General features: G+C 69.9%; 16 protein-coding genes. 7 read left to right on the top strand and 9 right to left on the bottom strand.

What is annotated here, in order from left to right:
• From ACIQWX_RS13740 to ACIQWX_RS13725, 4 genes are all read left to right on the top strand, one after another.
• The gene (locus ACIQWX_RS13740) at positions 1-438 is read left to right on the top strand and encodes a hypothetical protein (RefSeq protein WP_400869161.1); all 438 of its coding nucleotides are present in this window, start codon (positions 1-3) and stop codon (positions 436-438) included.
• Positions 439-496: 58 nt separating this feature from the next.
• Positions 497-1,534 carry a DUF4192 domain-containing protein gene (locus tag ACIQWX_RS13735; RefSeq protein WP_400869159.1) on the top strand — a complete coding sequence of 346 codons (1,038 nt, stop codon included), beginning with the start codon at positions 497-499 and terminating at the stop codon, positions 1,532-1,534.
• 399 nt (positions 1,535-1,933) lie between these two features.
• Entirely contained in the window at positions 1,934-2,437 is a 504-nt protein-coding gene (locus ACIQWX_RS13730; protein WP_400869157.1) for a single-stranded DNA-binding protein, read from the top strand.
• 258 nt (positions 2,438-2,695) lie between these two features.
• Positions 2,696-3,154, top strand: coding sequence for a hypothetical protein (locus tag ACIQWX_RS13725; RefSeq protein ID WP_400869155.1), 459 nt, complete (start codon positions 2,696-2,698; stop codon positions 3,152-3,154).
• Between the two features lie 80 nt (positions 3,155-3,234).
• Here ACIQWX_RS13725 and ACIQWX_RS13720 read toward each other — a convergent pair whose 3' ends face one another.
• Complete coding sequence (locus ACIQWX_RS13720; protein ID WP_400869153.1) at positions 3,235-3,855, bottom strand: hypothetical protein; 621 nt, start codon at positions 3,853-3,855, stop codon at positions 3,235-3,237.
• Positions 3,856-4,722: 867 nt separating this feature from the next.
• On the opposite strand from ACIQWX_RS13720, the gene ACIQWX_RS13715 reads away from it, so the two are divergent.
• The 3 genes from ACIQWX_RS13715 to mobF all read left to right on the top strand — a co-directional run bounded on the left by ACIQWX_RS13715 (position 4,723) and on the right by mobF (position 11,746).
• Positions 4,723-5,916 (top strand): hypothetical protein, encoded by a 1,194-nt coding sequence (locus tag ACIQWX_RS13715; RefSeq protein WP_400869151.1) that lies wholly within the window; start codon positions 4,723-4,725, stop codon positions 5,914-5,916.
• Positions 5,917-5,981: 65 nt separating this feature from the next.
• Positions 5,982-6,281 (top strand): hypothetical protein, encoded by a 300-nt coding sequence (locus tag ACIQWX_RS13710; protein WP_400869149.1) that lies wholly within the window; start codon positions 5,982-5,984, stop codon positions 6,279-6,281.
• 359 nt (positions 6,282-6,640) lie between these two features.
• Entirely contained in the window at positions 6,641-11,746 is a 5,106-nt protein-coding gene (mobF, locus tag ACIQWX_RS13705) for a MobF family relaxase (protein WP_400869147.1), read from the top strand.
• On the opposite strand, the gene ACIQWX_RS13700 is transcribed toward mobF, so the two are convergent.
• The 8 genes from ACIQWX_RS13700 to ACIQWX_RS13665 all read right to left on the bottom strand — a co-directional run bounded on the left by ACIQWX_RS13700 (position 11,743) and on the right by ACIQWX_RS13665 (position 21,762).
• Positions 11,743-12,528, bottom strand: a complete 786-nt coding sequence (locus tag ACIQWX_RS13700) for an NYN domain-containing protein (protein ID WP_400869145.1) — start codon at positions 12,526-12,528, stop codon at positions 11,743-11,745. The genes mobF and ACIQWX_RS13700 overlap by 4 nt on opposite strands.
• A gap of 248 nt (positions 12,529-12,776) precedes the next feature.
• Complete coding sequence (locus ACIQWX_RS13695) at positions 12,777-13,472, bottom strand: hypothetical protein (RefSeq protein WP_400869143.1); 696 nt, start codon at positions 13,470-13,472, stop codon at positions 12,777-12,779.
• A complete protein-coding gene (locus ACIQWX_RS13690; protein WP_400869141.1) occupies positions 13,469-15,349 on the bottom strand; it encodes a type IV secretory system conjugative DNA transfer family protein in 1,881 nt (626 codons plus the stop codon). Before ACIQWX_RS13690 ends, ACIQWX_RS13695 begins: the two co-directional genes overlap by 4 nt.
• 42 nt (positions 15,350-15,391) lie before the next feature.
• Positions 15,392-16,519 carry a C40 family peptidase gene (locus ACIQWX_RS13685; protein WP_400869139.1) on the bottom strand — a complete coding sequence of 376 codons (1,128 nt, stop codon included), beginning with the start codon at positions 16,517-16,519 and terminating at the stop codon, positions 15,392-15,394.
• On the bottom strand, positions 16,516-18,057 hold the full coding sequence (locus tag ACIQWX_RS13680; protein WP_400869137.1) for an ATP-binding protein: 1,542 nt from the start codon (positions 18,055-18,057) through the stop codon (positions 16,516-16,518). Before ACIQWX_RS13680 ends, ACIQWX_RS13685 begins: the two co-directional genes overlap by 4 nt.
• The gene (locus ACIQWX_RS13675) at positions 18,054-19,562 is read right to left on the bottom strand and encodes an SCO6880 family protein (protein ID WP_400869135.1); all 1,509 of its coding nucleotides are present in this window, start codon (positions 19,560-19,562) and stop codon (positions 18,054-18,056) included. Before ACIQWX_RS13675 ends, ACIQWX_RS13680 begins: the two co-directional genes overlap by 4 nt.
• Positions 19,559-20,950 (bottom strand): hypothetical protein, encoded by a 1,392-nt coding sequence (locus ACIQWX_RS13670; RefSeq protein ID WP_400869133.1) that lies wholly within the window; start codon positions 20,948-20,950, stop codon positions 19,559-19,561. The genes ACIQWX_RS13675 and ACIQWX_RS13670 overlap by 4 nt, the downstream gene beginning before the upstream one ends.
• A complete protein-coding gene (locus ACIQWX_RS13665) occupies positions 20,947-21,762 on the bottom strand; it encodes a hypothetical protein (RefSeq protein WP_400869131.1) in 816 nt (271 codons plus the stop codon). The genes ACIQWX_RS13670 and ACIQWX_RS13665 overlap by 4 nt, the downstream gene beginning before the upstream one ends.
• Between the last annotated feature and the right edge of the window lies 1 nt (position 21,763).

Genomic DNA, 21,763 nt, shown 5'->3' with positions numbered 1-21,763 from the left:
ATGCCCGAGAACCAGCTGTGGTTCACCCCGTATGACTGGAGCCGCTCCTACCTGCTGCCGGAGTCGGTCACCTGCAACATTCCCCGTCGCGGCAGCCTCGGCGGCTACGGCGCGCACGACGTCGCCCGCGGAATCCTCGTCGAGCTGTGCCGCGCGCTCCCGGCGACGCCGATCTCGCTGCTCTACGACGAGCCCGTCCAGCGCCGCGATTGGACACGTGCCGCGATCCGGATCACCGCGCACGCCCGATGCACCGACGGGCGGGACGTCCGCCTGATCTACCGCAGCGAACGCAACGACACCGAGCCCTGGGCCGAGTTCTGGAGCATCGCCGTCAACGGGTTCATCCCCGCCACCGGTCACGACGTCGTGCGGCCGTCACCGCCCTGGATCGCCCACACCGCCGCTCAGACGCTGCGCGCCGAACTCGGCCGCTGAAGCCACGACCCGGTCCCCACCGACAGCCCGCACTCCCTACTTCTCGGGAAGGACGCTCATGTCCCTCACTCCCGCCAGCACCACGACCCTCGTCGCCAGCCTCCCGGCACTGCTCGGCTTCATCCCCGACGACTCTCTGGTGCTGATCACCGCGCTCACCAACCACGATGGCTCGGTCACCACCGGCCCGCTCGCCCGGATCGACCTCACCCGCCTCACCGACCACACCGACGACTGCGCGCGGCACTTCAACCGGCAATGCGGCAACCTGCCTGTCGTCTGCGTCATCGGCATCGTCGTCCGCACCGTCGACGACGACGCCGACGGGTCGCTTCCGCACCGCACCGACGTCCACAGCGTTATCGAGCAGCTGGCCGAACACGGATTCACCGACGTGGACGTCGTGCACGTGCCGGCCGTCGCCGGAGGCGCGCGCTGGCGCTCCTACCGCGACCCCGACCGCACCGGTGTCTTGCCCGACCCCGCCGCCACCGCGGCCGCGGCGGCCGCCGTCGCCGCGGGACACACTATCGCCGCCTCCCGGGAAGACCTCGCGGCGCGGTTCACTCCCGCGCCCGAGAACCTCCGCGCACGTCTGCAGCCCCACATCACCGACGCCGTCACATCCGCCGCCATCGACGAAACCTGGCACCTCGCCGCACACCTGCGCCTGGCTCGCGCCGACGCCGCGATCAGCGCCGCCGCCCACGGCGAGCTACCCACCGACGACGCGGCCATCGCCGATCTCGCCGCCACCTTCTCCACCCTGTCGTTCCGCGACGCCTTACTCGCCGTCCCCGACGACGCAACACGCCTGGCCGCCGAGAACCTGGTCCTGCACCTGTGGCGCCACAGCTGCGACCCCGTCGCCAGCCAGCTGGCCATCGCCATCGCGGTGCACGCCTACCTGCGTGGCAGCGGAACAGGAGCGCGGATCGCGCTCGAGAACGCCGACCCCGAGCACCCCATGACGCTGCTGCTCTCCACTGTGCTCGATCACGCTGTCGCACCGTCGGAGATCCGCCACGTGATCGAGAACGCCAGCGCCGAAGCGCGCCGCACGTTGCTGAGCGAGCCCGCAGTGGACCAGCCATGACGCTCACTCCGCCATACCGTGGGGGGCCAGACACAGGGCTGTTCGGCACCAGAGCAAGGGCCTGCGATCCGCCTGTCCGCTGCGCGCGGGGGCGGCACGGTGTTGGTGCGACGTCGCATGGTGCGTCACCGGCGGCGGCCTCACCCGGCTCACCGGGTCGTGGATCGCCCGAAGGTAAGCACACCCCGGCCGGGGGCAGTGCGTCCCCGAAGCCCGGCCCGATCCGCCCGGGCGAACCAGCGCCCTCACCTGCCGAACTCCGATGCCGGTCCGGCAGCGGGCTGGTTCACGCCGGGCGGATGAGCCAGGGCCGGGGACGTCGCCTGACGGCGACCCCCGGCCGCCGCGTGCTGAGGCTGCGCCGCGTTCCACACCCCAACGAGCACCAGGGAGGCCACCATGGCCGGCGAGACCACCATGACCATCATCGGCAACCTCACCGACGACCCCAGCAGCCGCTTCTTCGACAGCGGCTCCTTCGTCACCAACTTCACCGTCGCCTCCACCCCGCGCAAGCTCAACCGCGCCACCGGCGAATGGGAAGACGGCGACGCGCTGTTCCTGCGCTGCAACGCCTGGGGCCAGCTCGGCGAGAACATCACCAACAGCCTCCGCAAGGGCCACCGCGTCATGGTCCAGGGGCGGCTGCAGCAGCGCAGCTACACCACCAAGGACGACGAGAAGCGCACCGTCCTCGAACTCAACGTCGACGAGATCGGCCCGTCCCTGCGCTACGCCACCACCGAGGTCACCAAGAGCACCAAGACCACGCAGGCCCGGGTGAACCCGGACCTGGTCACCAGCACCCACACCGCCCCGGCCGAGGACCCGTGGAGCTCCGACACCGGCCGCGACCTGGTCGGCGCCACCGCCGGCGGCTTCAGCGACGAGCCGCCGTTCTGATGAGAGCCGGTGTCCGGCCGGACCTTCCCCTCCGGCCGGACACCACCTCGAAGGCCGGGGCCCGCCTGACGGCGGGACCCGGCCTTTCCCATGCCACACCAGCGCATCCCGGAGGTCACCATGCCCGCCGCCCCCAGCACCACGCCGTCCAGCCGATCCGATGCGCCGACGAAGCGCCCTCTCTCTCGCGATCGGATACTGATTGCCCTGGCCCAGAAATCACCCTTTCAGGGCGCGGAATCGCTTTACGCTCGAAAGATGAGCATTCGTTACGGCGTCACCATCCCCAGGCTCGTCCTCGCCGGAGGAACCGGCTTCTACCTCACCGTTCAGCCTTTCGGCTACATCGGACTCATCGCTACAGCCTTCACCGACCCCGCCGGCCTGCTTGCCCTGCCCGGTGCTCTTGTGTTCGGTGCGCTCCTTGGGCTCGGCGTCGCCTACCTCAGCCGCAACCGCGTCAAGCCGAAATTCGCCCACCGCTATCGCCGTGGCGCCATCCTCGGCGCCCTCACCCTGCCCGGCTACCTGTTCATCGGGCACTTCCCCGGCGCCGAAAGCGGCAGCACCGCCAGCCAGTGGGCCGTGGCAATCCCGTTCTGCTGCGGCATCGCCGCGATGATCGTCTACTACCAGCGACGCAAGCGCGCCTACCTCGCCCGCCGCGCCCGGCGTCTCGCCGGGCAGCAGGCCGACCAGCAGACCGCTGCGCGCTGAACCGTCGCCAACAACGAGAAGAGGGCGGTGGCACCATGAGGTGCCACCGCCCTCTTCACGTGCCCGGCACGCCTCGACGATCAGTCCGCTGACACCTCCACCTCTGGATGTGGCTCCGACACCACAACATCCTCGCCAGCCCGCGTCTCAGTCACGCGGGCCTCGTCCGCCGTCGCTGCGTCCACCGCGTCCGTGCCCGTGCCCACGGCGGCAGCGTCACTTCCCTGACCGCCGACCTCCGACACTGCCGCAGCGCTACGCGACAACGCGGTGACCGCCTTCGCCGAGATCCCCAGCAGCGCTGCCGTCTCCGCCGCGCCGACCTCCGCCCCGCGGATCTCCGCGACCGAGGTCGCCATCACCGCGCGCCACTCGCCGATCTCCATCTCCGCATCCGCACGGACCTGCTCGGCCGCCCGTTCGAACTCCGCGACCTTCGCCGCCCGCTGCCGGTCCAGCTCAGCCAGCTTCCGATCCAGCTGCGCCCCCAGCGCGCCGATCCGGTCCTCGCGCCGGCGCTCCACCGCCTCGATCGCAGTCACCGCCTCCGCGAACGGTCCCAGCGCCGCATCAACACGTCGCTCGTTCTCCCGCTCACGCTCCAGCTGCTCGACGCGGCGACGCCGCGCCGCCTCCAGCCTCTCCAACGCCGCCGACGACCGGCGCTTCCGCCCCGAGCCTGTTGTGTGACGTTCAACCATGACCCACCTCCCGCGCGGGGAGGGCAGCGGTACTACTCACCAGGTTACCTGCGGCCGCGCCGCCACCGTGCCGTATTAGCGACGCCGCGGTCACGCCACCGACAAACCGACCGACCGCGTCTGCGCGGCGACGACGATGGCCGGCAAGCAGTGAGAAGGGGCGCGGTACCGCCGCAGCAGCCCCGAAGGGCCACGCCACCGAAGTGGCAAGCCGCAAAACTCGCGGCGGCCCGCTGACGCTCCGCGACAGGGCACTCACACGCCCACGGAGCGCTATCAGCAGCATACCCGCAGGCCAGGAGGCTCACCCCGGCACCGGCCGGCATGCGGTCTCAGCTGGTCAGGCGTCTATTCCTAGACCACGCCTGCGCTGGGGAGCCTTCCCGTGCTTCGTCGCGTCCACGGGTGGTGGGTGGCCCCGAAATTGTATCGGTCGTCCCCCCAAATGCAAGGGCACCCCAAATTATTTTTGACCGAAAAGCGTGGCCAAAAATAATTTGAGGCCCCACCCTTGCATTCGGGGCCCCTACTCCCTAGGTCAGGCATTAAGGGCAGGCCGGGGGCCTGCCCTGGTTGCTTCGGAGCCACCCACCACCCGCTCAGCACGTGGACACCCTCACCGCCCTTGACCAGCAGCGCAGGCAGCCGCACGGCGACCACCTGCGGTCCACCTACGCGGCCCACAGGACACCGGAAAGCAAATAAGCTTCAGCAGATCCACAAGGCGTCAGAATTGACCTAAATGCATCACAGAAAAGTCCATTCCAAGTAGAATGAACAGCAGCAATCGGGTACTATCGAAAGCACAGGGCGATCGGGACCGCAAACCCGCAAGCTCAGCAAATTAACTCACGAAAGTTGGATCTCATGGTTTCGACCATTCACCCCAAGCACCGTCAAAGCATCGACCGCGTCGTTCAGGCATTGCAGGCGCAGCCGCCGCGCATCCGGCCCGCGTTGCAGGAACTCAAGCGGGTGTTCACCCGCAGCGGCGCGAACCCGCCCGCGATCCTCGCCGCGTGCGCGACGCTGCTCAACACCGACGCCGCGCTCAGTGGTGACGTTCTCGCCGCCGTGCGCACCGCCCACGCCGAGTGGGACAGCTACGGCGACGCTGAGCGCGAGCTGTTCAACCAGTGTGTGTGGTCCAGCGAGACCCGCCGGGACGTGGCGGTAACCGAGGTCAACGACGTGACGGTGATGCTGCGCGAGACTCCGCCGCGCGTCGCCGACGCGCTCAACGGCTTGCGGTGGCTCAACGCCTGGACCCAGTACGCGCACCAGCACGTGTTCACCGTGTGCGGGACGCTGCTGAAGAACCCCAGCGCCGACCACCCCGCCATCGTCGAGGCCATCCAGACCGCCTACACCCTGTGGCCCGACCTCGCCGACGACCTGCGCACCCTGGTCATGGCGTGCGTGTACGCGAGCAAGGCCCGCGCCGCCCACGCGCGCGCCCGCACCGCCGCCCGGCAGCAGGCCACCGAAGCCGAGTCCGGCGACATTCACCGGTGTGGCAACTGTGATGGCAACCTCGCCGGACTTCCCGAAATGCGGTACTGCTCCGATGCGTGCCGCCGGGACGCCGAGAGCGCCGAGCGCCCCACCGAAGGCGAGCACACCACCACGACCGCGCGCACGGTCGCACACGAGCCGATCGAGCAGCAGGCCGAACGCCGCTACATCGTCGGCGACGTCGAAGCCGAGTACGACGAGCACTGGCGCGCCATCGAGAAGGCGATCCCGTCCGCCGGGCTCGTGCGCAAGAACGAAAGCGGCGTCGACGCCTACGAAGGCGAACGCGAGCGCCACCGCGACACCGACGACAGCCGCGAAGCCGTGACCGACTTGACCGGCCGCACGGTCACCGAAGACGACTACGACCGCCTTGCCCTGCGCAGCATCGCCCCGGACGCCCTGTGCGTGGCGTGCAACCTCGAACGCACCCCCAGCGAGCAGCGCACCCCAAGCACCGACGACCGGTGCGAGATGTGCCGGGACCGGAACGCGCCGCCGCTGGTCACGTTCGCGCCGTCCCGCGAACTCGCCGCCGTCGCCTAACCACCCGCCGCGGGGGGGCACCCGGAACGGGTGCCCCCGCGCCACCCAAGCCAGGAGCCACCACCGTGCGCACCCTCCATGACCTTCTCGCCGACATCGACCGCGAGCTAGCCGCCGCCGACACCATCCCGACCGACGCGCCCGCCGCCGTCGCGGCATTCCTGCGCGAGCTACTCACCCGCCACACCCGAACGCTCACCACGCCAAGCGGCCTGCCGTTCCACGTCGTACCCGCCAACGCGATCCGGCGCGAGCTGTCCCGCCTCACCACCGCGACCCAGCCCAGCACCGGGCGCGAGGAACGCAACGGCCGTGCCTGCCACATCGGATGCAGGCACATCGATTGCGACGACCGTCCGTTCTAACCAGCCCAGGCACACACAGCGGCCGCCGATCTCCGGATCGGCGGCCGCTTCGCTGTGTCGGCACAGCCCGGAACCGCGCAGGCGCCGGCAGACGGCGCCCGGGGCGCCTTAGTGCAGGCGCCGGCGCTCGACCGCAATTTCGGTCACCACCCCCACGCCCCACCAACCCCGCCCCACCTACCGCACCCCGCCCACCACCACACCCCAGCCCTACACCTACCTCGCCACCCACTCACCCTGCCGACCACGCCACCGCCGCCACCTCACCCAACCCACCCCCACCACCGCACACAGCACGTCTTGCAGACGGTCTGAACCAGGTGGATGCCGCCGCCTTTTCGGCGTAGTCTGATGTGGACATGATGGGCTTGCGGAAGCTGAGCCCTGGTGGTCATGAGTACCTCACGAACACGGTGGCGTGCGCCGATCGCAGCCGTGAGCTCGCACCCGGCGAGCTGTTAAGTGACTACTACCTCTCCCGTGGTTACCCGGCAGGCCAATGGTTCGGCGCCGGAGCAGAGCACTTAGGACTCTCCGGCGCAGTCACCCCTGCCCAGATGAACGCCCTCTTCGGAGAGGGCCGGCATCCGAACGCCGACGCCATCGAGGCCGAGCTGATCGCTAACGGCGCTACCGGCGCTGAGGCGCTGAAGGCGACCCGGTTGGGTCGGCGGTTCCCGCAGTACTCCGCGTTGGATCACCTGCGCTCGCAGGTGTCGCAGGCGTATAAGGACCACAACCGACTGCAGGGTCGCCCGATCGGTGCGCCGATCTCCGCAGCCACACGCGCCGAGATCCGCCGCGGCGTGCAGTTGCAGGCCTACCTCAAAGCCCATGACGGCAAGGGCCCGGCGAGCGATAAGGAGCTGAACGGATGGCTGGCCGAGCAGAAACGGAACCTCAAGTCCGCGGTCTCCGGGGTCGAGGCCGTGTTCAGCTACGACAAGACTCTCTCCATCGCATGGGCGGCGGCGTCGCCGGCCGGACGGAAGCGCATTGTCGGTATGGCCCGCCAAGCCGCCCTGGACACCGTGACCTACATCGAACGTAACATTGCCTACACCCGCCGCGGGAACATGGGCGAGGCCCAGGTCGACGTCAACGGGATCACCGCGGCGATGTTCGAGCACTGGGACTCCCGCGCCGGCGACCCGCACCTGCACTTCCATGTGCTGATCTCCTCGAAGGTGCAGCGCAGCGACGACGGGGAATGGACTGCTCTCGATCTGCGCACCATGTTCGCCGCGACGGTCACCGCGTCGGAGTACTTCGACAACCGGCTGCGCGACCTGTTCCGCGCAGAGGGCGCGTCCTGGGTGCAGCGCGGAGCCGAAGGTGTCGACATGAAACGCCCGGTCTGGCAGCTCGAGGCCGTCCCGGTCGAGCTGGTGAAGCTGTTCTCCCAGCGCCATCGCCAGTTCGAAGCCGCGCGCGCGAAGCGCATCGTCGAGTTCAGGGCGAAGTACGGGGAGGAGCCGACGCCGAAGGACATCTTCGCCATAGACCGGGCCGCTCAGTACGACAACCGGCCCGGCAAGCAACCTCCGAAAACACTGCCGGAACATCTCAAGGCGTGGCGTGAGCACGCGTTGACCCTCGTGCCGGCCAAGGTCCTGGACAGCCTGGCCGATCGTGTGTTCCTCAGCGGACGCGCGGAGCCGGATGCGTTTGACATCGCCAAGCTGGCTCAGTTGACGCGGGATGTGGTGGCGGACAACTACAGCCACTTCTCCTGGTGGAATCTCGCCGCCGAAGCCCACCGCCAGACCGCGCACCTGACGGTGCCGGTCGACAAGCGCGAACAGCTCATCGACGACGTCGTCGACACCATCCTCGCTCAGCCCGACACTCTCGCTCTCGTCGGGCCGACCGCGGTGAACGAGCCGGCGTCGTTGCGTCGGCGGGACGGCGAGTCGGTGTTCGTTGAGCACCGCTCGACCCGCTACACCACCACCGCGACCCTCGCGGCCGAGGGCGACCTGGTCGCGTGGGCGCGCCGCGGCGGCGGGCACCGGCTGCGCGTCGACACCGTCGAGAAGGCCCTGGCCGGGCAGGGGTTGAACGCCGGGCAGGCGGAGATGGTGCGCCTGTTCGCCCGCTCCGGGCGGCGGCTGCAGCTCGCGCTCGCGCCGGCCGGGGCCGGGAAGACGTCGGCGATGAAGGTCCTGGCGACCGCGTGGCGGCGGACCGGGCACAGGGTCTACGCGTTCGGGCCGTCGGCCCGGTCGGCTCAGGAGCTCGGTGCGTCGATCGGGGCGAAGCCGCACACGCTGCATCAGCTGACCACCGCGCTGCGGTTCGGATTCGCCCATCGGGCGTTTCCGATGGAGGCCGGAGACCTGGTGATCGTCGACGAGGCAGCGATGGCCGGCACCCACACGCTACATAAAGTCGTGAAGTACGCGCTCACCAACGGCGCGGACGTGCGGCTGATCGGGGATGACGCGCAGCTGGCCGCGGTCGAGGCCGGGGGCGCGATCCGGCTGATCGCTCACGATGTCGGCGCGGTGCGGTTCACCGAGATCGTGCGGTTCCGCGGCGCCGACCGGGAAGAGCAGGCTGCGGCGTCGTTGCAGATCCGGGCCTGGAACCCCAAGGGGCTTGAGTACTACTTTGACCGCTCCCGCGTCTCCGACGGGTCGCTGGAGACGATGCGCGACGCCGCGCGCTCGAACTGGCAGGCCGACCTCGATGCCGGCGTGCAGTCGTTGCTGATCGTGCCGACCAACGAGGACACCGTCGCGCTGAACATCGACGCCCGCGAACGGCGCCTGAATCAGGGCGCTGTCGACCGTGGACGAGTGGTGGATCTGCACGACGCCACCACCGCCAGTGTCGGGGACTGGGTCGTCACCCGCCACAATCAACGGCTGCTGTCGCTGTTCGGCGGGAAGGACTTCGTCAAGAACGGCGACGTCTGGACCGTCACCGACGTGCACGCCAACGGCAAGATCACCGTCCAGCACCGCGTCCACAAGGCCGCGATCACGCTGCCCGCCGACTACGTCCAGGCCCACGTCGAGCTCGCCTACGCCGCCACCATCAACCGCGTGCAGGGCATGACCAGCACCGGCAACGCCCATCTGCTGGTGCCGCCGACGATGACCCGCGAGCAGTTCTACCCCGGCATCACCCGCGCCATGCTGGGCAACTACCTCTACGTCGTCACCCACCACCACGTCATCGACCAGCACCGCGAAACCCCCGAGCCGGTGTCGGCGTGGTCGGTGCTGACCGGCGTGCTGAACCATTCCGGCGCCGAAGTCTCGGCGACCGAGACGCTGCGGGAGGCCCAGGACGCGGCGGTGTCGATGGGCACGCTGGTGCTGCGCTACAACTACACCGCCACCTACCGCGACGAGGATCGCTACCGCGCCATCCTCGCCCACCGGGCACCGTCCACGCTGGATCTCGACAGTGAGCCGGCGCTGATCCAGACGCTGCGCAACGCCCACGACCTCGGCTGGGAACCCGATCCCCTTGTCGCCACCGTCATGCGCTGGCGCCAGTCCCTCGACGACGCCGACAACCCCGGCGCCGCACTGCAAGCCCGCATCAGAAAACACCTTGAGCGCCGTAAGCCACCCTCACCAACTGCACCTCCGCTACCCGCGGACGTCACTCGCTGGCGGGGTATCGTCGACGCGATCGCCCCACACGCGGCCGTCGAAGACCCGGAATGGGACAAGATCTGGCACCGCGCGGCCGGTGCGTTAGCGGTCGGGTTCGACGCCGATGCCGCGGTGACCGCCGTCGCGCACCAGCTGGCTGGGCGGCCGGTGGTGCCGGATCCGATGCCGGATGACCGCTACGCCGACGCCGCTCTCGCCACTGAACTGGAACACCGACGTGAGCGCGGCGAAGCCCACGTGCGCGCCGTGCCGTGGCTGGCCCGGCCCGACTTCGCCCACGTCCGGCATCACCCGGGGCACGCCCAGTACCTGCACGAGATGAACCAGACGATCGCCGAGCGCGTCGAGCACCTGCGCGCCGCAGTGATCCGCGACCAGCCCGAGTGGGTAGCAGGGCTCGGGCCGCGGCCAGACAACCCGATCGCGGCCGAGGACTGGGACGACCTGGTCGGCCTGGTCGCCGCCTACCGCGAAACCTTCCGCATCGACGGTGAGGCTCCCCTGGGTGCCAAGCCCGGCAGCCACGGAGCGAGGGCGCACGCCTGGCGCACGCTGTCCCAGCGGTGGGAATCCTTCGGCGCAGCGCAGACGCCCACGCCCGCCTCACCCGTCAAGGCGCCCACCACCGACCAGACCGCCCGGATGGACGAGGTGTTCGCCGAGTTCGAACACCCCGAGGAACGCGTCGTTCTCGAGCCCCTCAACGTGCTCCTTCGCCGCTACGAGCTGCTGGCCCGCGACGGTGATGAGGACCGTTACCTCGACATCCTCGGCCGCTACGTCCCCGGCGCCGTCAACGCCGGCGCCGAGCCCGCCGCGCTGAACGCGCTGGCCAACGCCCAGGATCAGGGCTGGCAGGCCGAACGGCTGGTCCGCAAGCTCACCGACGACAGCGGCTTCGCCTGGGCCAGCGACCCGGCCGCCGTCCTGGCCAAACGCATCTCCGCGCACGTCAGCGAGCACCAGCCGCCGGCACGGATCGGGGTGCCGACCGATGAGCAGGTCGACCGGTGGCGCAGCATCGTCGCCGAACATCTGCCGGACGCGATGGTGACCGACGAGCAGTGGGCCATCGTCTGGCGCCACGCCGCCGGCGGGAGCGCTATCGGCCTTGACGCCGACACCGCCCTCACCGAGGCCCTTCCCCGCCTCGCCGGCGACATCACCGGCGGCGCCGACGGTGACTACCGGCGTGCCGGTGAAGCACTCGTCGCCGCGTTGACCGACCACCACCGGGCCGGCGAAGGACTACACGCCGCGCTGCCGTGGCAGGCTCAACCGGACTTCGGAACACCCGGCGACCATCACGGTGCGCTGGAGCGGCTGGACGGCCTCAACGGCGAGATCGCCGCCCGCGCCGACCAGCTTCTCGACCAAGCGCACCGCGAACAACCTCGGTGGACCGCCCAGATCGGTCACCGCCCCGACGACTCCGGCCAAGCTGCGAGCTGGGATCAGGCCGTCCGGCTGGCTGCGGCGTACCGTGAAACCTACGCAATCACCACCACCGATACCGCCTCCCCGCTTGGCCTGCGACCCGCCGGCCACGGTCCCAAAGCCGCGGCCTGGGACCAGATCACCACCCAATGGAGGCAGCTGATGACCACACCAGAACCACAGGACGCCGCATCCGATGCGATGCTGACCGTCGAATCCCGCCGCGACACTCTCGACGCCCTGCGCGACGAATTTGCCAGCGGCGTCGCCGCACGCACCCAGCAGCTCCACGATGAGAAGGACCGGCAAGAGGCACGCGCTGCCGAGGCCGCCGATGAGTACGACGACCGCGACGAAAGCCTCGGCGAGGACCTGCACCGCGGTATGGGCTATTAACCGGCGCACGGATCCGGGTTGGCACGCTGCCGATTGTCCAATACGTAGACGACGGTCGCCTTTCCCTCGCCTGCTGAACGACGGTCGATCTGAAACAGGGACGTGGCTTCGATCAGACCGCTCAGTTTCGCGTAGCCATAGTTGCGCGGGTCGAAGTCCGGGCGCCGCTTGAGAATGATGTTGCCGACCGTCGCCAAGGGCACCCAGCCGTCCTCATCGGACACGGCCTCAATCGCGCTACGCAACATCGCTACCAGTTCGGTGTCCGCCTGCAGCTCGGCAGCGGATCGTCGTAAGGTCGGTCTTTCCGGTGCGCCCACTGGACTCGCCGTGCTGCTCGTGCGGGCCAGGTTCTCGCTGTAGACGAACTTGTCGCACGCCGCGACGAACGGCACCGGTGTCTTGCGTTCCCCGAAGCCGTACACCGTCAGCCCGGACTCGCGCAGCCGCGAGGCGAGGCGGGTGAAGTCGCTGTCACTGGATACCAAGCAGAATCCGTCAAAGCGGCCGGTGTAGAGCAGGTCCATCGCATCGATGATCATCGCCGCGTCGGTGGAGTTCTTGCCGGTGGTGTAGGCGAACTGCTGCATCGGCTGGATCGAGGCGGTCAGCAGCTGTTCCTTCCAGCCGCGAAGGTTCGTGCCGGTCCAGTCGCCGTAGGCGCGTTTGACGTGTGCTGTGCCGTACTTGGCGACTTCGGCCAGGAGCCCGTCGATGGTAGCGGGCTGAGCGTTGTCCGCATCGATAAGCACGGCCAGCTTCGCCGCATCGGAGTTCACCACAGACGTCGTCCCTTCGCCCGCTCCATCGATGATTGTCCCGGCGACGCGGCCGAGTGTGCGACTCCGCGATCTTTCCTGAGGGTGCACGAAGACGGCTCCCTTCGCAACGAGACGCCCCGACGTGGCTTTCTGCACGGCCACGTTGGGGCGTCCCGCTGTGTAAACCGGCGCAGGCGTACCTGCTACGTCGCTGTCGCTTGTTCGACGCTGACCTGCCGCTCACGCGCAGGCACCTGCTCAGTGCAGTGTCACGACGGAGCTGGACCCGGTTCCGCATCGTCCGCCAGTTCCATGACCTCAAGGTCCCCCGGTGGCACAGCGGACTCACGTGCGTCGGAGACGTCATGAGCCTCCAGGGTGAAACGGTCGGCCAGCGGCGTCGCCCCCACCGGCTTGTGGACCTCGTGGAGACACTGCTGATGAGTCCACTCGGTGACCATGCGTTCGGCGAAGCCGGCCCGCCACCGGTCGTGCCAGTACTGGGCGTCGCTGGCCTTGGCGCCCTTGCCGACGTGCGCGGCCCGCCAGGTGTAGGCCAGCGTGGCCAGCTCGGCCACCAGCCCGGGATGCTGTGGCCAGCAGTCCGGGATCGCGACCGCGCGGGTCCCGCCTTTGCCGACGTAGACGGCGTTGTAGTACTGCACGAAGTTGGTGACCGTGAACACCGGGGTCTGCTCTCGATGTTGCTTGTCCTCCGCGGCCGGCGGTGCCGGGAACGGCAACCACGGCGCCAGCCGCGGCTTCTCCTCGGCGTCGTTCTCCAGTTCCGCGACCTTTTCGTGGAGCTGTTCGATCTCCGACTGCTGGGCCTGCATCCGCTCCCACAGTTCCTCGATCATCGCATCGAGCTCAGCGCGCGACCGCGCAGGCTGCTGTTGTTCCGGCCGCGCCGCGTCGTCGGGTCGCTCGGGTTCCGGGGTGGTGATGTCGTCGTCCTCAGTCATCGCCGCGGCTCCTGAATGTGCGGACCGTTCACCATCGCCGGCGGGAGCGGGCGGAGGTAGCCGTCGGTGCCGACCGGGGTGTCACCGCGGCGGATCGCGGCGACATCGGCCTGCAGCTGGGGCCAGTCCGGGCGTTGCTCGACGTCGACGGTGCGGCCGAGGATGGGGCGGAGGTTGCCGTGCAGGATCAGGACCCGGCCGCGGTCGAGGGTGCGGATGTCCCCGGCGCGCAGTGTCGGGACGGTTTCCTCGCCGGTGGCGCCGCGGCCAGTGCTGAAGATCCCGTCGCTGTGGTGCTGGTGGGTCCGGCGGCGGTGGTGCCCGGCCAATGTGGACAGCCATTCGAGGGTCTTGTCGTCTTTGAGCCCGGGGAAGGCGGTCAGGGTGAGGGTGTTGTCGATCAGCTGTAACCGGCCGGGCTCGCCGTAAAGCTCGTCCAGCTGGGCACGGGACTGCGCGGACCAGTGGATCAGCACGCCGCGGCCAGCGGAGTCAGCGATGATCGCCGGCAGCCGCGGCACCGGCGTCCCCGCGAACAGCTCGTCCAGGATCGCCGTCGTCGGCGGTTCTAGCCGGCGGCGTTCGTACCGCAGCGCGGTGTCTTGCGCCGTGGTGAGGATCTGCTCCACCAGAGCAGTCAGTACTGCGCGGGCCTGGGGCGACTGGTGTTCGCCGGCGACGATGAACAGGCTGCCCCGGCGGCGCAGGAACTCGTCGATGTCCAGTTCCTCGGCCGGGCTGGGGGTGGCGAAGTAGCGGATGGCGGGGTTCATGAACGGCTCGATCGCCCGCCGCACCGACATCCAGACCGCATCCGCGGTCTCGGCGACCATCCCGATCTCCGAGCGCAGGTTGAACGCCAGCTCCGGGAACCGGTGCCGCAGCAGCTCCACCGGCTCCTGATCCGGTGGCTTAGTGACCGACCAGACCACCAGGTCGGTGACCGTCCGATGGTGCTGTGCCGCGGCCAGCAGGTAGGCCTGCAGCACGATGGTGGCGCGGCCACGGAACACCGCGTCGTTGCCGCCGACGTCGTCCAGCCCGAGCGAAGACGCCTCGATCAGCGTCTCCGCCCGCCGCAGCGCGACCGCGGGATCGGCGCAGCCGGTGATCGGCGACCAGCGGGCATGAGCGGGCCAGGACAGCGTTCCGGTGGCGTCGATCACCAGCACCGGCCCGGCATCGGGGCGGCGGGTGCGGGCCAGCAGGCACCACTCGGCGAGGTCGTTCTTCGTCGTCGACGCGATCAGCGCGCCCGGTGCGGCGAGGACCTTGTGCACCAGGTCGGTGCGCGACTTGCCCGAGCGGGTCGGCGCGATCGTCCCGGTCGGGGTCTCCAACGAGGTCACCAACTGCTGACGCCGGGGGCCGCGGTGCAGTGGGACCGCGATCTGTTCGGTAGGCGCGGTCCGGCGCTGCTCGTCAGCGAGGTCACCGCGGGTCCACACTGCGGTCTTGCGCGCCGCGGCGACCGAAAGGGTCTTGGTCATCTCGCGGCGGGTGGCGTGTCCGGCATCGGTGGGTGCTACCCGTCGCCAGATCGGGATCGCGGCTCCGACGGTCAGGCCGGCGGTGAGCATGGTGATCGTGGTGAACCAGATGTAGAACGCCAGCTGGTGGTCGCTGACCGCACTCGACCATGGGACCGGCAACGCCGGCCCGGGATCAGCGACGTGGAAGGCCACTGTCAGCGCGAAGCCTGGCCACGTGGTGATCGGCGGCCACGTCCAGCTACCGGCGTGGAAACCGGTGACTATGACGGCGGCGGTGACGACGATCGCGCCGAGGGCGCAGAGGATCGCCAGGGCGGCGACCGCGAGGCCCATCAGGGCGACGTCGCGGTCGAGGTTGAGTGTGTCAGTGCGTGTGCGCGGCATCGGCCGCTCCTCCCGGACAGCGGGAGAGCAGCACCACGTGGTTCATCGGAATGGGCTCCCTCCCGGTGGCGGGGAGGGCAAATCTGGGTCGGCGATCCGGCGGATCGCGACGATCTTCGAGGTCCACGCCGACAGCGGTTCGAGGATGACGCCCGTGCCGGTGTCGTAGGCGTCAACGATCAGGCCATGTCCGGCGTACATCCCGACGTGCCGCGGCACCTGGGCGGTGCCGAGCGCCCCGGGGATGAACAGCAGATCCCCGGGTTGTACTTGCTCCAGCGAGGAGACGGAGTGGCCTGCGTGGATCTGGCTGACCGTCCCCGCCGGGATTCCGATTCCAGCGGCGGCCCAGGAGGCGAGCATCAGCCCGGAGCAGTCGTAGGCGTCCGGGCCCTTCGCGCCCCACACATACGGTTTGCCGAGCTGGCCCAGCGCGAAGCCGACCGCGGCGCGCTGACGGACATCGTCCGGCAACATGAACCCCGGTGGCAGCTCCGTTGCGTCCACCTGGCCCGGGTCGCGGGGGACGTCGGATCCGCCCTGATCGGGGCACAGTGTTTTCGCCTGTACCGCCTCGGTCCCACCGCCGGGTGGGATGGCCGGCACGGGGTTGTCCGGCCCGGTCCAGAACCGATCCACGATCGCTGCGGCGGCCGGTTCGCGTGGGGCGTAGCGGTCCGGGAAGCCGCTGCGCTGCACCGCCTGCTCGGCGCGGCCCGGGGCCATGGTGTCCCAGCCGGGCAGCGCGACGAGGGCGTCGAGGAACTTGCCGGTGGCGTAGATGGGGTTGAGGATCTGCTCGCGGGTGCCCCAGCCTTGGCTCGGGCGTTGCTGGAACACCCCGAGTGAGTCGCGGTCGCCGTAGTCGAGGTTGCGCAGCCCGGACTCGACCATCCCGGTCGCGACCGCGAGGACCGCGGCCCGGCGTGGCAGCCGGCGTTGCTGGACGACGTCGACGATGGTGCGGGCGATGTCCATCTCGTCGGCGCCCAGCTGTTGCCGGTCGACCACGACCGAGCCGCCGCCGGGGCCGCCCTGTTCGCAGCCGCTCAGTTGGACGATTGTCGCGGTCGCTGTGGGCCCGACCATCAAGGCCAGCACCAGGATCGGCAATAGCACCAACGCGGCCAGGGCACCGGCTACGCCGGCGAGTATGCTGTGGGGCCTCATGATGACGTCACCGGCGATTCGATGTCGGCTGACGGATCTGGCTTGCGCGTGAGCTGAGCGTTGGTGTCGAAGATCTGCCGCTCAATCCGGCTGAGCACCGTCTGCACTTTCAGCCCGGTCCGGTTCTCGATCTTCCACAGCGCTCGGCCCTGACGGTCGTTCGCCCACCCGGTTGTTGCCTCATGCTCTTTCTCCGACAGCGCAAGGACATCGGCCAGCTCGCTTGCCACGCGGGTCGACTGTCCAAGGAGGACTCGGATCGAGCACAGCGCGAGCAGATCGCGGGCGATGGCGACTTCCTGAGAGCCGGTGGCGCCGACAGAAAGAAAGTCGCCGGGCTTGTGACTGACCAGCACCTGGATCTTCCGCTCGGCTCGTGACAGCCGCAATTCACTGTCGACGGCCTGGACCGCCCGCAGCCCCAGCCGCAGTTGCCGCCAGATCTCGTCTCGGACGACGATCCGCAGCTCCCCGTCCTCCTGCAGATCCGTCGCCAGCGACGACCACGAACCGAGGCAGGTCAGCGCGACGGCGATGGCTTGGTCGCCGCGGGTGCGCAACCGCGAGAGGTCCAGGCTCTGGATGGGGGCGTCCCAGTCGACGGTGAAGTTCGTGGCTGCGTCGAACAAGCCGGCCAACGGTCCCGAGATCAGGTTGGCCAGGGCGTCGGTGATGGAGCGGAGGTGGTCGAGGAACTGACGGCGGCCGGCGAAGCGCAGTTCCTGCCACAGCTGCTCGTCCGGGTCGGCCAGCGCTCGGTGGACGTCGGGGATGGTGATCGGTGAGAGGTGGGTGTAGCCGTCGTGGACGCCGAGCAGCTGCCGCAGCACTGCCGAGAGGGCGGCTTCGTCGGTGACGGTGGGCCGGTAGCCCTGGGCTTCGGCCAGCGCGACCAGCAGCTGCACCCACCGGCCCAGCACCCCGTCGAGTTCGTCGCGTTGCCGGTCGGTTGACCAGATGTCCCAGCGGGCGGCGAGGGGGCCGAGGTCGAGGGCGTTGAGGCGGGCGCTGCTGCCGCGGCCGAGCATGATCGGCGTGACCCCGAGCGCGTGCAGGAGCGGCGTGTACTCGCCTTTGACGTCGCCGGAGATCAGGGTGCGGACGCCGGTGAGCATCATCCGCAGCAAGAACGCCACCACCGTGGAGCTCTTGCCACGTCCGGGCTCACCGAAGAGACAGAGATTCGGGTTGGTGCAGATCGAGCGCAGGACGAACTCGACCGGATGCAGGTAGAACGCGCCGCCGGAGTGGACGTCGTAGCCCATCCGCGCTCCGACCGCCGGCAGCGGGCTCGCCGCCAGCAGCGGAAACAAGCCGCCGATCTCGTGGGTACCGGCCTGGTAGACCTGCAGCGGCGCCGCCACCGGTGACCAGCCGTGTCCGGGGCGGGCGAACCCGCGCCGGGGCGCGGCCCGCTGGTTCAGGCGAGCGCCGCGGCCGTCCGCCCCTCGGCGCCGTCCAGGCGGGCGTGTGCTGACCGCCGGGCCGAAGGTCGCGAGCAGCTCCGCGGCCGTCCGCTCGTCGCCACGGCGGCTCACGACGCACCGCCCCGCAGGCGGGGCAGCCCGACACCGACGGGCAGGACCGCGGCAACGAACCCGGCATCCTGAGCCAGTTCCATCCGCAACAGCTGGAAGCGGCCGGCAATGTCGTTCTCCAGTTTGGCCGCGTGATCCTCGATGTTCCACGTATCCGGGATCGTGACCGCGGTGGCGACGGCGAAGCGGACGATGCCGTGTCCGGCCGCGACCGCGTGCTCCTGCGCCCGGGCCCCACCGGCTTCGCGGGCTTCGGCGGCGCCGGAGTTGAAGCCTTTCGAGGATTTCCAGTCGCGCATGACGCCGGTGCGGAACCGCAGGCGGCGCACGGCCTTGCGGGACCGGTGCTGGGAGAGGGTTTCGTAGTGGATGGCGAGGCTGCGGCGCTCGCCGGCGGTCTTGACCGCCAGCAGCCCACCGAGCGACCCGAAGACCGTCCCGGCCTCGGGCATCAGCACCGAGTAGGACACGGTCGCGAAACCGTCGTGGTAGTACGCCCGCGCCGACGGCGCCGGAGCGTGCACCGGTCCGGCGGTCGCCCATCGGACGCCGACGTCGCCTCCGGCCTGGTGGCGGCGCGCCGCGAGCCCGGCTGCGCTGGCCGGGTTGAACCCGGTCCGGATCGCCACCGCCAGCTCCGGACCTGAGAGCCAGTTCACGCCGGTGGCCCCGAGACTTTTGAGCTTGTCCTCGAGCCCGTCCAGCACCCGATACAGCACGGCGGCACGGCCGGCGACACCGCCACCGGCGGCGGCAGCGGGGCGGCGGAGGGCGTCTTCGGTTCCGGAGAGGGTGACGAACACTTCGTGCCGCACCGACACCGCCCCGACCAGCCGGTCCAGCTCCTCGCTGGCTTGCCGCGCGAGCGCGGGAGCGTCGGGGACGTCGTGCTCGGCTCGCCAGGCCTGGTAGTCGGCGCCGTCGTCGGGGACGGTGCGTACCAGCAGTGTCATCCGGTCGATGACCTCGCGGTGCCCGATCGACAGCAGGAGGTTGCCGAGGCGGTTGGCCAGGCGCTCGCATTGGGCGTCGGAGAGCATCCCGACCCCGGCGTGGGTCAGGCGAGCGGTGGCGCCCCACCGGCCGTCGCCGGTGTCGTGGATCAGGCACACTCGTCCCACATCCCTCAGTGGTGGCCCGTCCGGGAACCGCAGCCGCGCCAGCACCCCAGGCAGATCGGGCTCATCCAGGTCCTTGGCCTGCCCGGCGACGGCGCGCGACTGCCACCGTGACCACCCCAGCGCGATGCCGGCGCGGTAGAGCAGCAGATGCCCCAGCCACCGCAGCGCCGGACGCCCGCGCACGGGCACGACCACCAGCGCCGCGGCCGTGCCGCACAGCCCACCCAGGACCAGCGCCTGGCCGAAACGTTCAGCGGCCAGCGCGAGGATCACCGGGACGGCGAGTCCGACGCAGACGAACGCCTGCACGGGCGTCAAGCCGATGATCCAACCCGCGCGCTCCTTTCGCGAGAGTCCTTTGTAGATCCGGGTGGCCGCGGTCACAGCAGCACCGCGGCTTCCTCGGCTTCGCCGGCCGCGGCGCCGCCGTCGTCCGGGCGCGGCCCATTGTCGGGCTTCGGGGTCGGCGGTCCGGTATCGCCAGGCGGGTCCGGAGGTGGTGACTGGCCGCCATCGCCATCGCCGTCCTCGACGGCCCCCGTCACGCTCGCCGCGCCAGGACCGCCAGTCTCGGGGACGGACGGCTCTGCCGGATCAGTTCCTGAGTCTCCGTCACCGCCGCGGGATACGCCGACGTCCGTGCCACCGGAACCGGAAGCGGTGCCGGCCCCGTCCGCGTCGCCGGAGGTGTGCTCGTCACCGGTCGCGTCGAGCGGCCCGGCGGTCGTGTCGTCCTCGGCCGCGGCCTGGTCGAAGCGGTCGACGTTAGCCTGCTCCTGGCCATCGCCACCGTCCCCGCCGTCGCCGCTGTCAGCGCGCTCGTTGCGGGCCTTGTTCGCAAACGCCCCGGCGATGCGCCCGGCGACGCTGTTGGCGCCATACGAGTCCAGACCCGCATCGGAGAGCTTGTCCCGGAATACTCCCTGCGGGTCGGAGTCGGGGTCGACGAACGCGAAGAGCTTGAACAGCACCAGCGGCACACACAACGCGACGAACAACACCCCGATGCCGGCCAGCAGTCCGGACAAGCCCTGCGCGCCGCCGACGATCGCGACGGACAACACCAGCACGAAAGCCAAAGCGGGCTTCATCACGACGGCGACCAGGCCCCAGCGGACGACTTTCCAGTACCACCGCGCCGTCGCATCAGCCATCAGCCCGGCCGCGGCGATCGGGACCGTGGCGACCAGCACGTAGATCGCGGCCTCACGGAAGACTGCCTCGAACGCGAACCCCAGCCCGGCGGGGATGACCCCGAAAGCGCCGGCCAAGCCGAGCACGACAGTCTTGACTTCATCGGAGAGGGCGTCGGTGAAGCCGGTCATGTTCAGCGCGTCGCGGAAGTTCCCCACCCGCAGCCCGGTCGACAGGATCGCCTCGGTCAAGCCGTCGGCAGCGGCGAGGAACCCCGCGACCACACCCACGGTGATCGCGAGGGCGATCCCATACTGGAAGGGGCCAGTGATGAGGCGGACGAAGCCGCGGCCGCCGTGCAAGACGGTGGTGATGATCTGCCAGAAGAACATCCCCAGCGCGATAGTCCCGGAGATCCACAGCGTCATCGGCCACAGGATCGACACCGGCCCGTCCGTGGTGGACACGGTGAAGACGGAGAACTGGTCGACCAGCTGGAACGCGGTGCGCAGGATGAACAAGGCCGCGGCCCAGGTCGCCGCCATGAGCGGCTCGAGGACCCCGGCGGCGGTCGCTTTGACCCCTACGCCGGCCAGCCTGCCCAGCGCCTTCAGCAACTCCAGCTCCGCGGGCGTCATCGAACGCCGCCCCGGTTCAGGGGCCGGTAGCCGGCCGCGACCGATTCGGCGCTGCCCGGCCACGCCGACGGCGCATAGGCAGCGCGGGCGCCGGGAGCGATCCGCCACGCGGTGCCGGTCCAGCGCAGGGCCTGGCAGTCGCCGATGCCCATGCGCGTGGCCTGGCCCTGGTAGTCGAAGCTCAGTTGCCCGAGCGTGCACACCACCGCGAACCGCCCGCCGTCGGCGGTGCCCTTGATCAGGCCTTGGGTGACCTCGTAGGTCACGGTCAGGCCGGGCTTGAGCTCACCGGCGCGGATGTCGGCTTCCTCGCGGAAGGACGTGAGCAGCGCGAGCAGGCCGTTGCCTTGCGGTGACGGGGCGTGCGGTAGCGCGGCTTCGCCGTAGGCCCGCAGGTAGGTGGCTGGGTCGCCGCCGCGCAGCGCGGTCTCGTTGAAGTCGGTCAGCCAGCCGAGTGCGCCTTCGGCGGTGGCGGGGAATCCGTCGGCGATCACGCGGTTCGCGATCGGTTCCGGTCGTGGGACGGTGATCGGTGGCCCGGCCGTGGCGGTGGTGAGTTCATGTGGCAGGGCTGCTTCGGGTGGCAGGGTCAGCATGTGGCGGGTGACCAGCGCGGTCGCCTCGTCGACCGGCGCTGTGGGTGTCGGCGAGGGCGCGGCGCCGGGCGGAGTCGCGGCCGGCGGCGGCGACGGTGGTGCCGTTGCGTGCCGGGCCACCAGCACCACAGCGACAACGACGACGAGCAGGACGACAACGATGATCAGGCGGCGCGTTCGTCTGTGAGAGCGCGTCGATTCGGTGGCGGTGAACATG

This window comes from Amycolatopsis sp. NPDC098790 (assembly GCF_044759945.1).
Taxonomy (GTDB): domain Bacteria; phylum Actinomycetota; class Actinomycetes; order Mycobacteriales; family Pseudonocardiaceae; genus Amycolatopsis.
The sequence above is the reverse complement of the archived record's forward strand: the minus strand, read 5'-3'. Positions and strand labels throughout refer to the sequence as shown.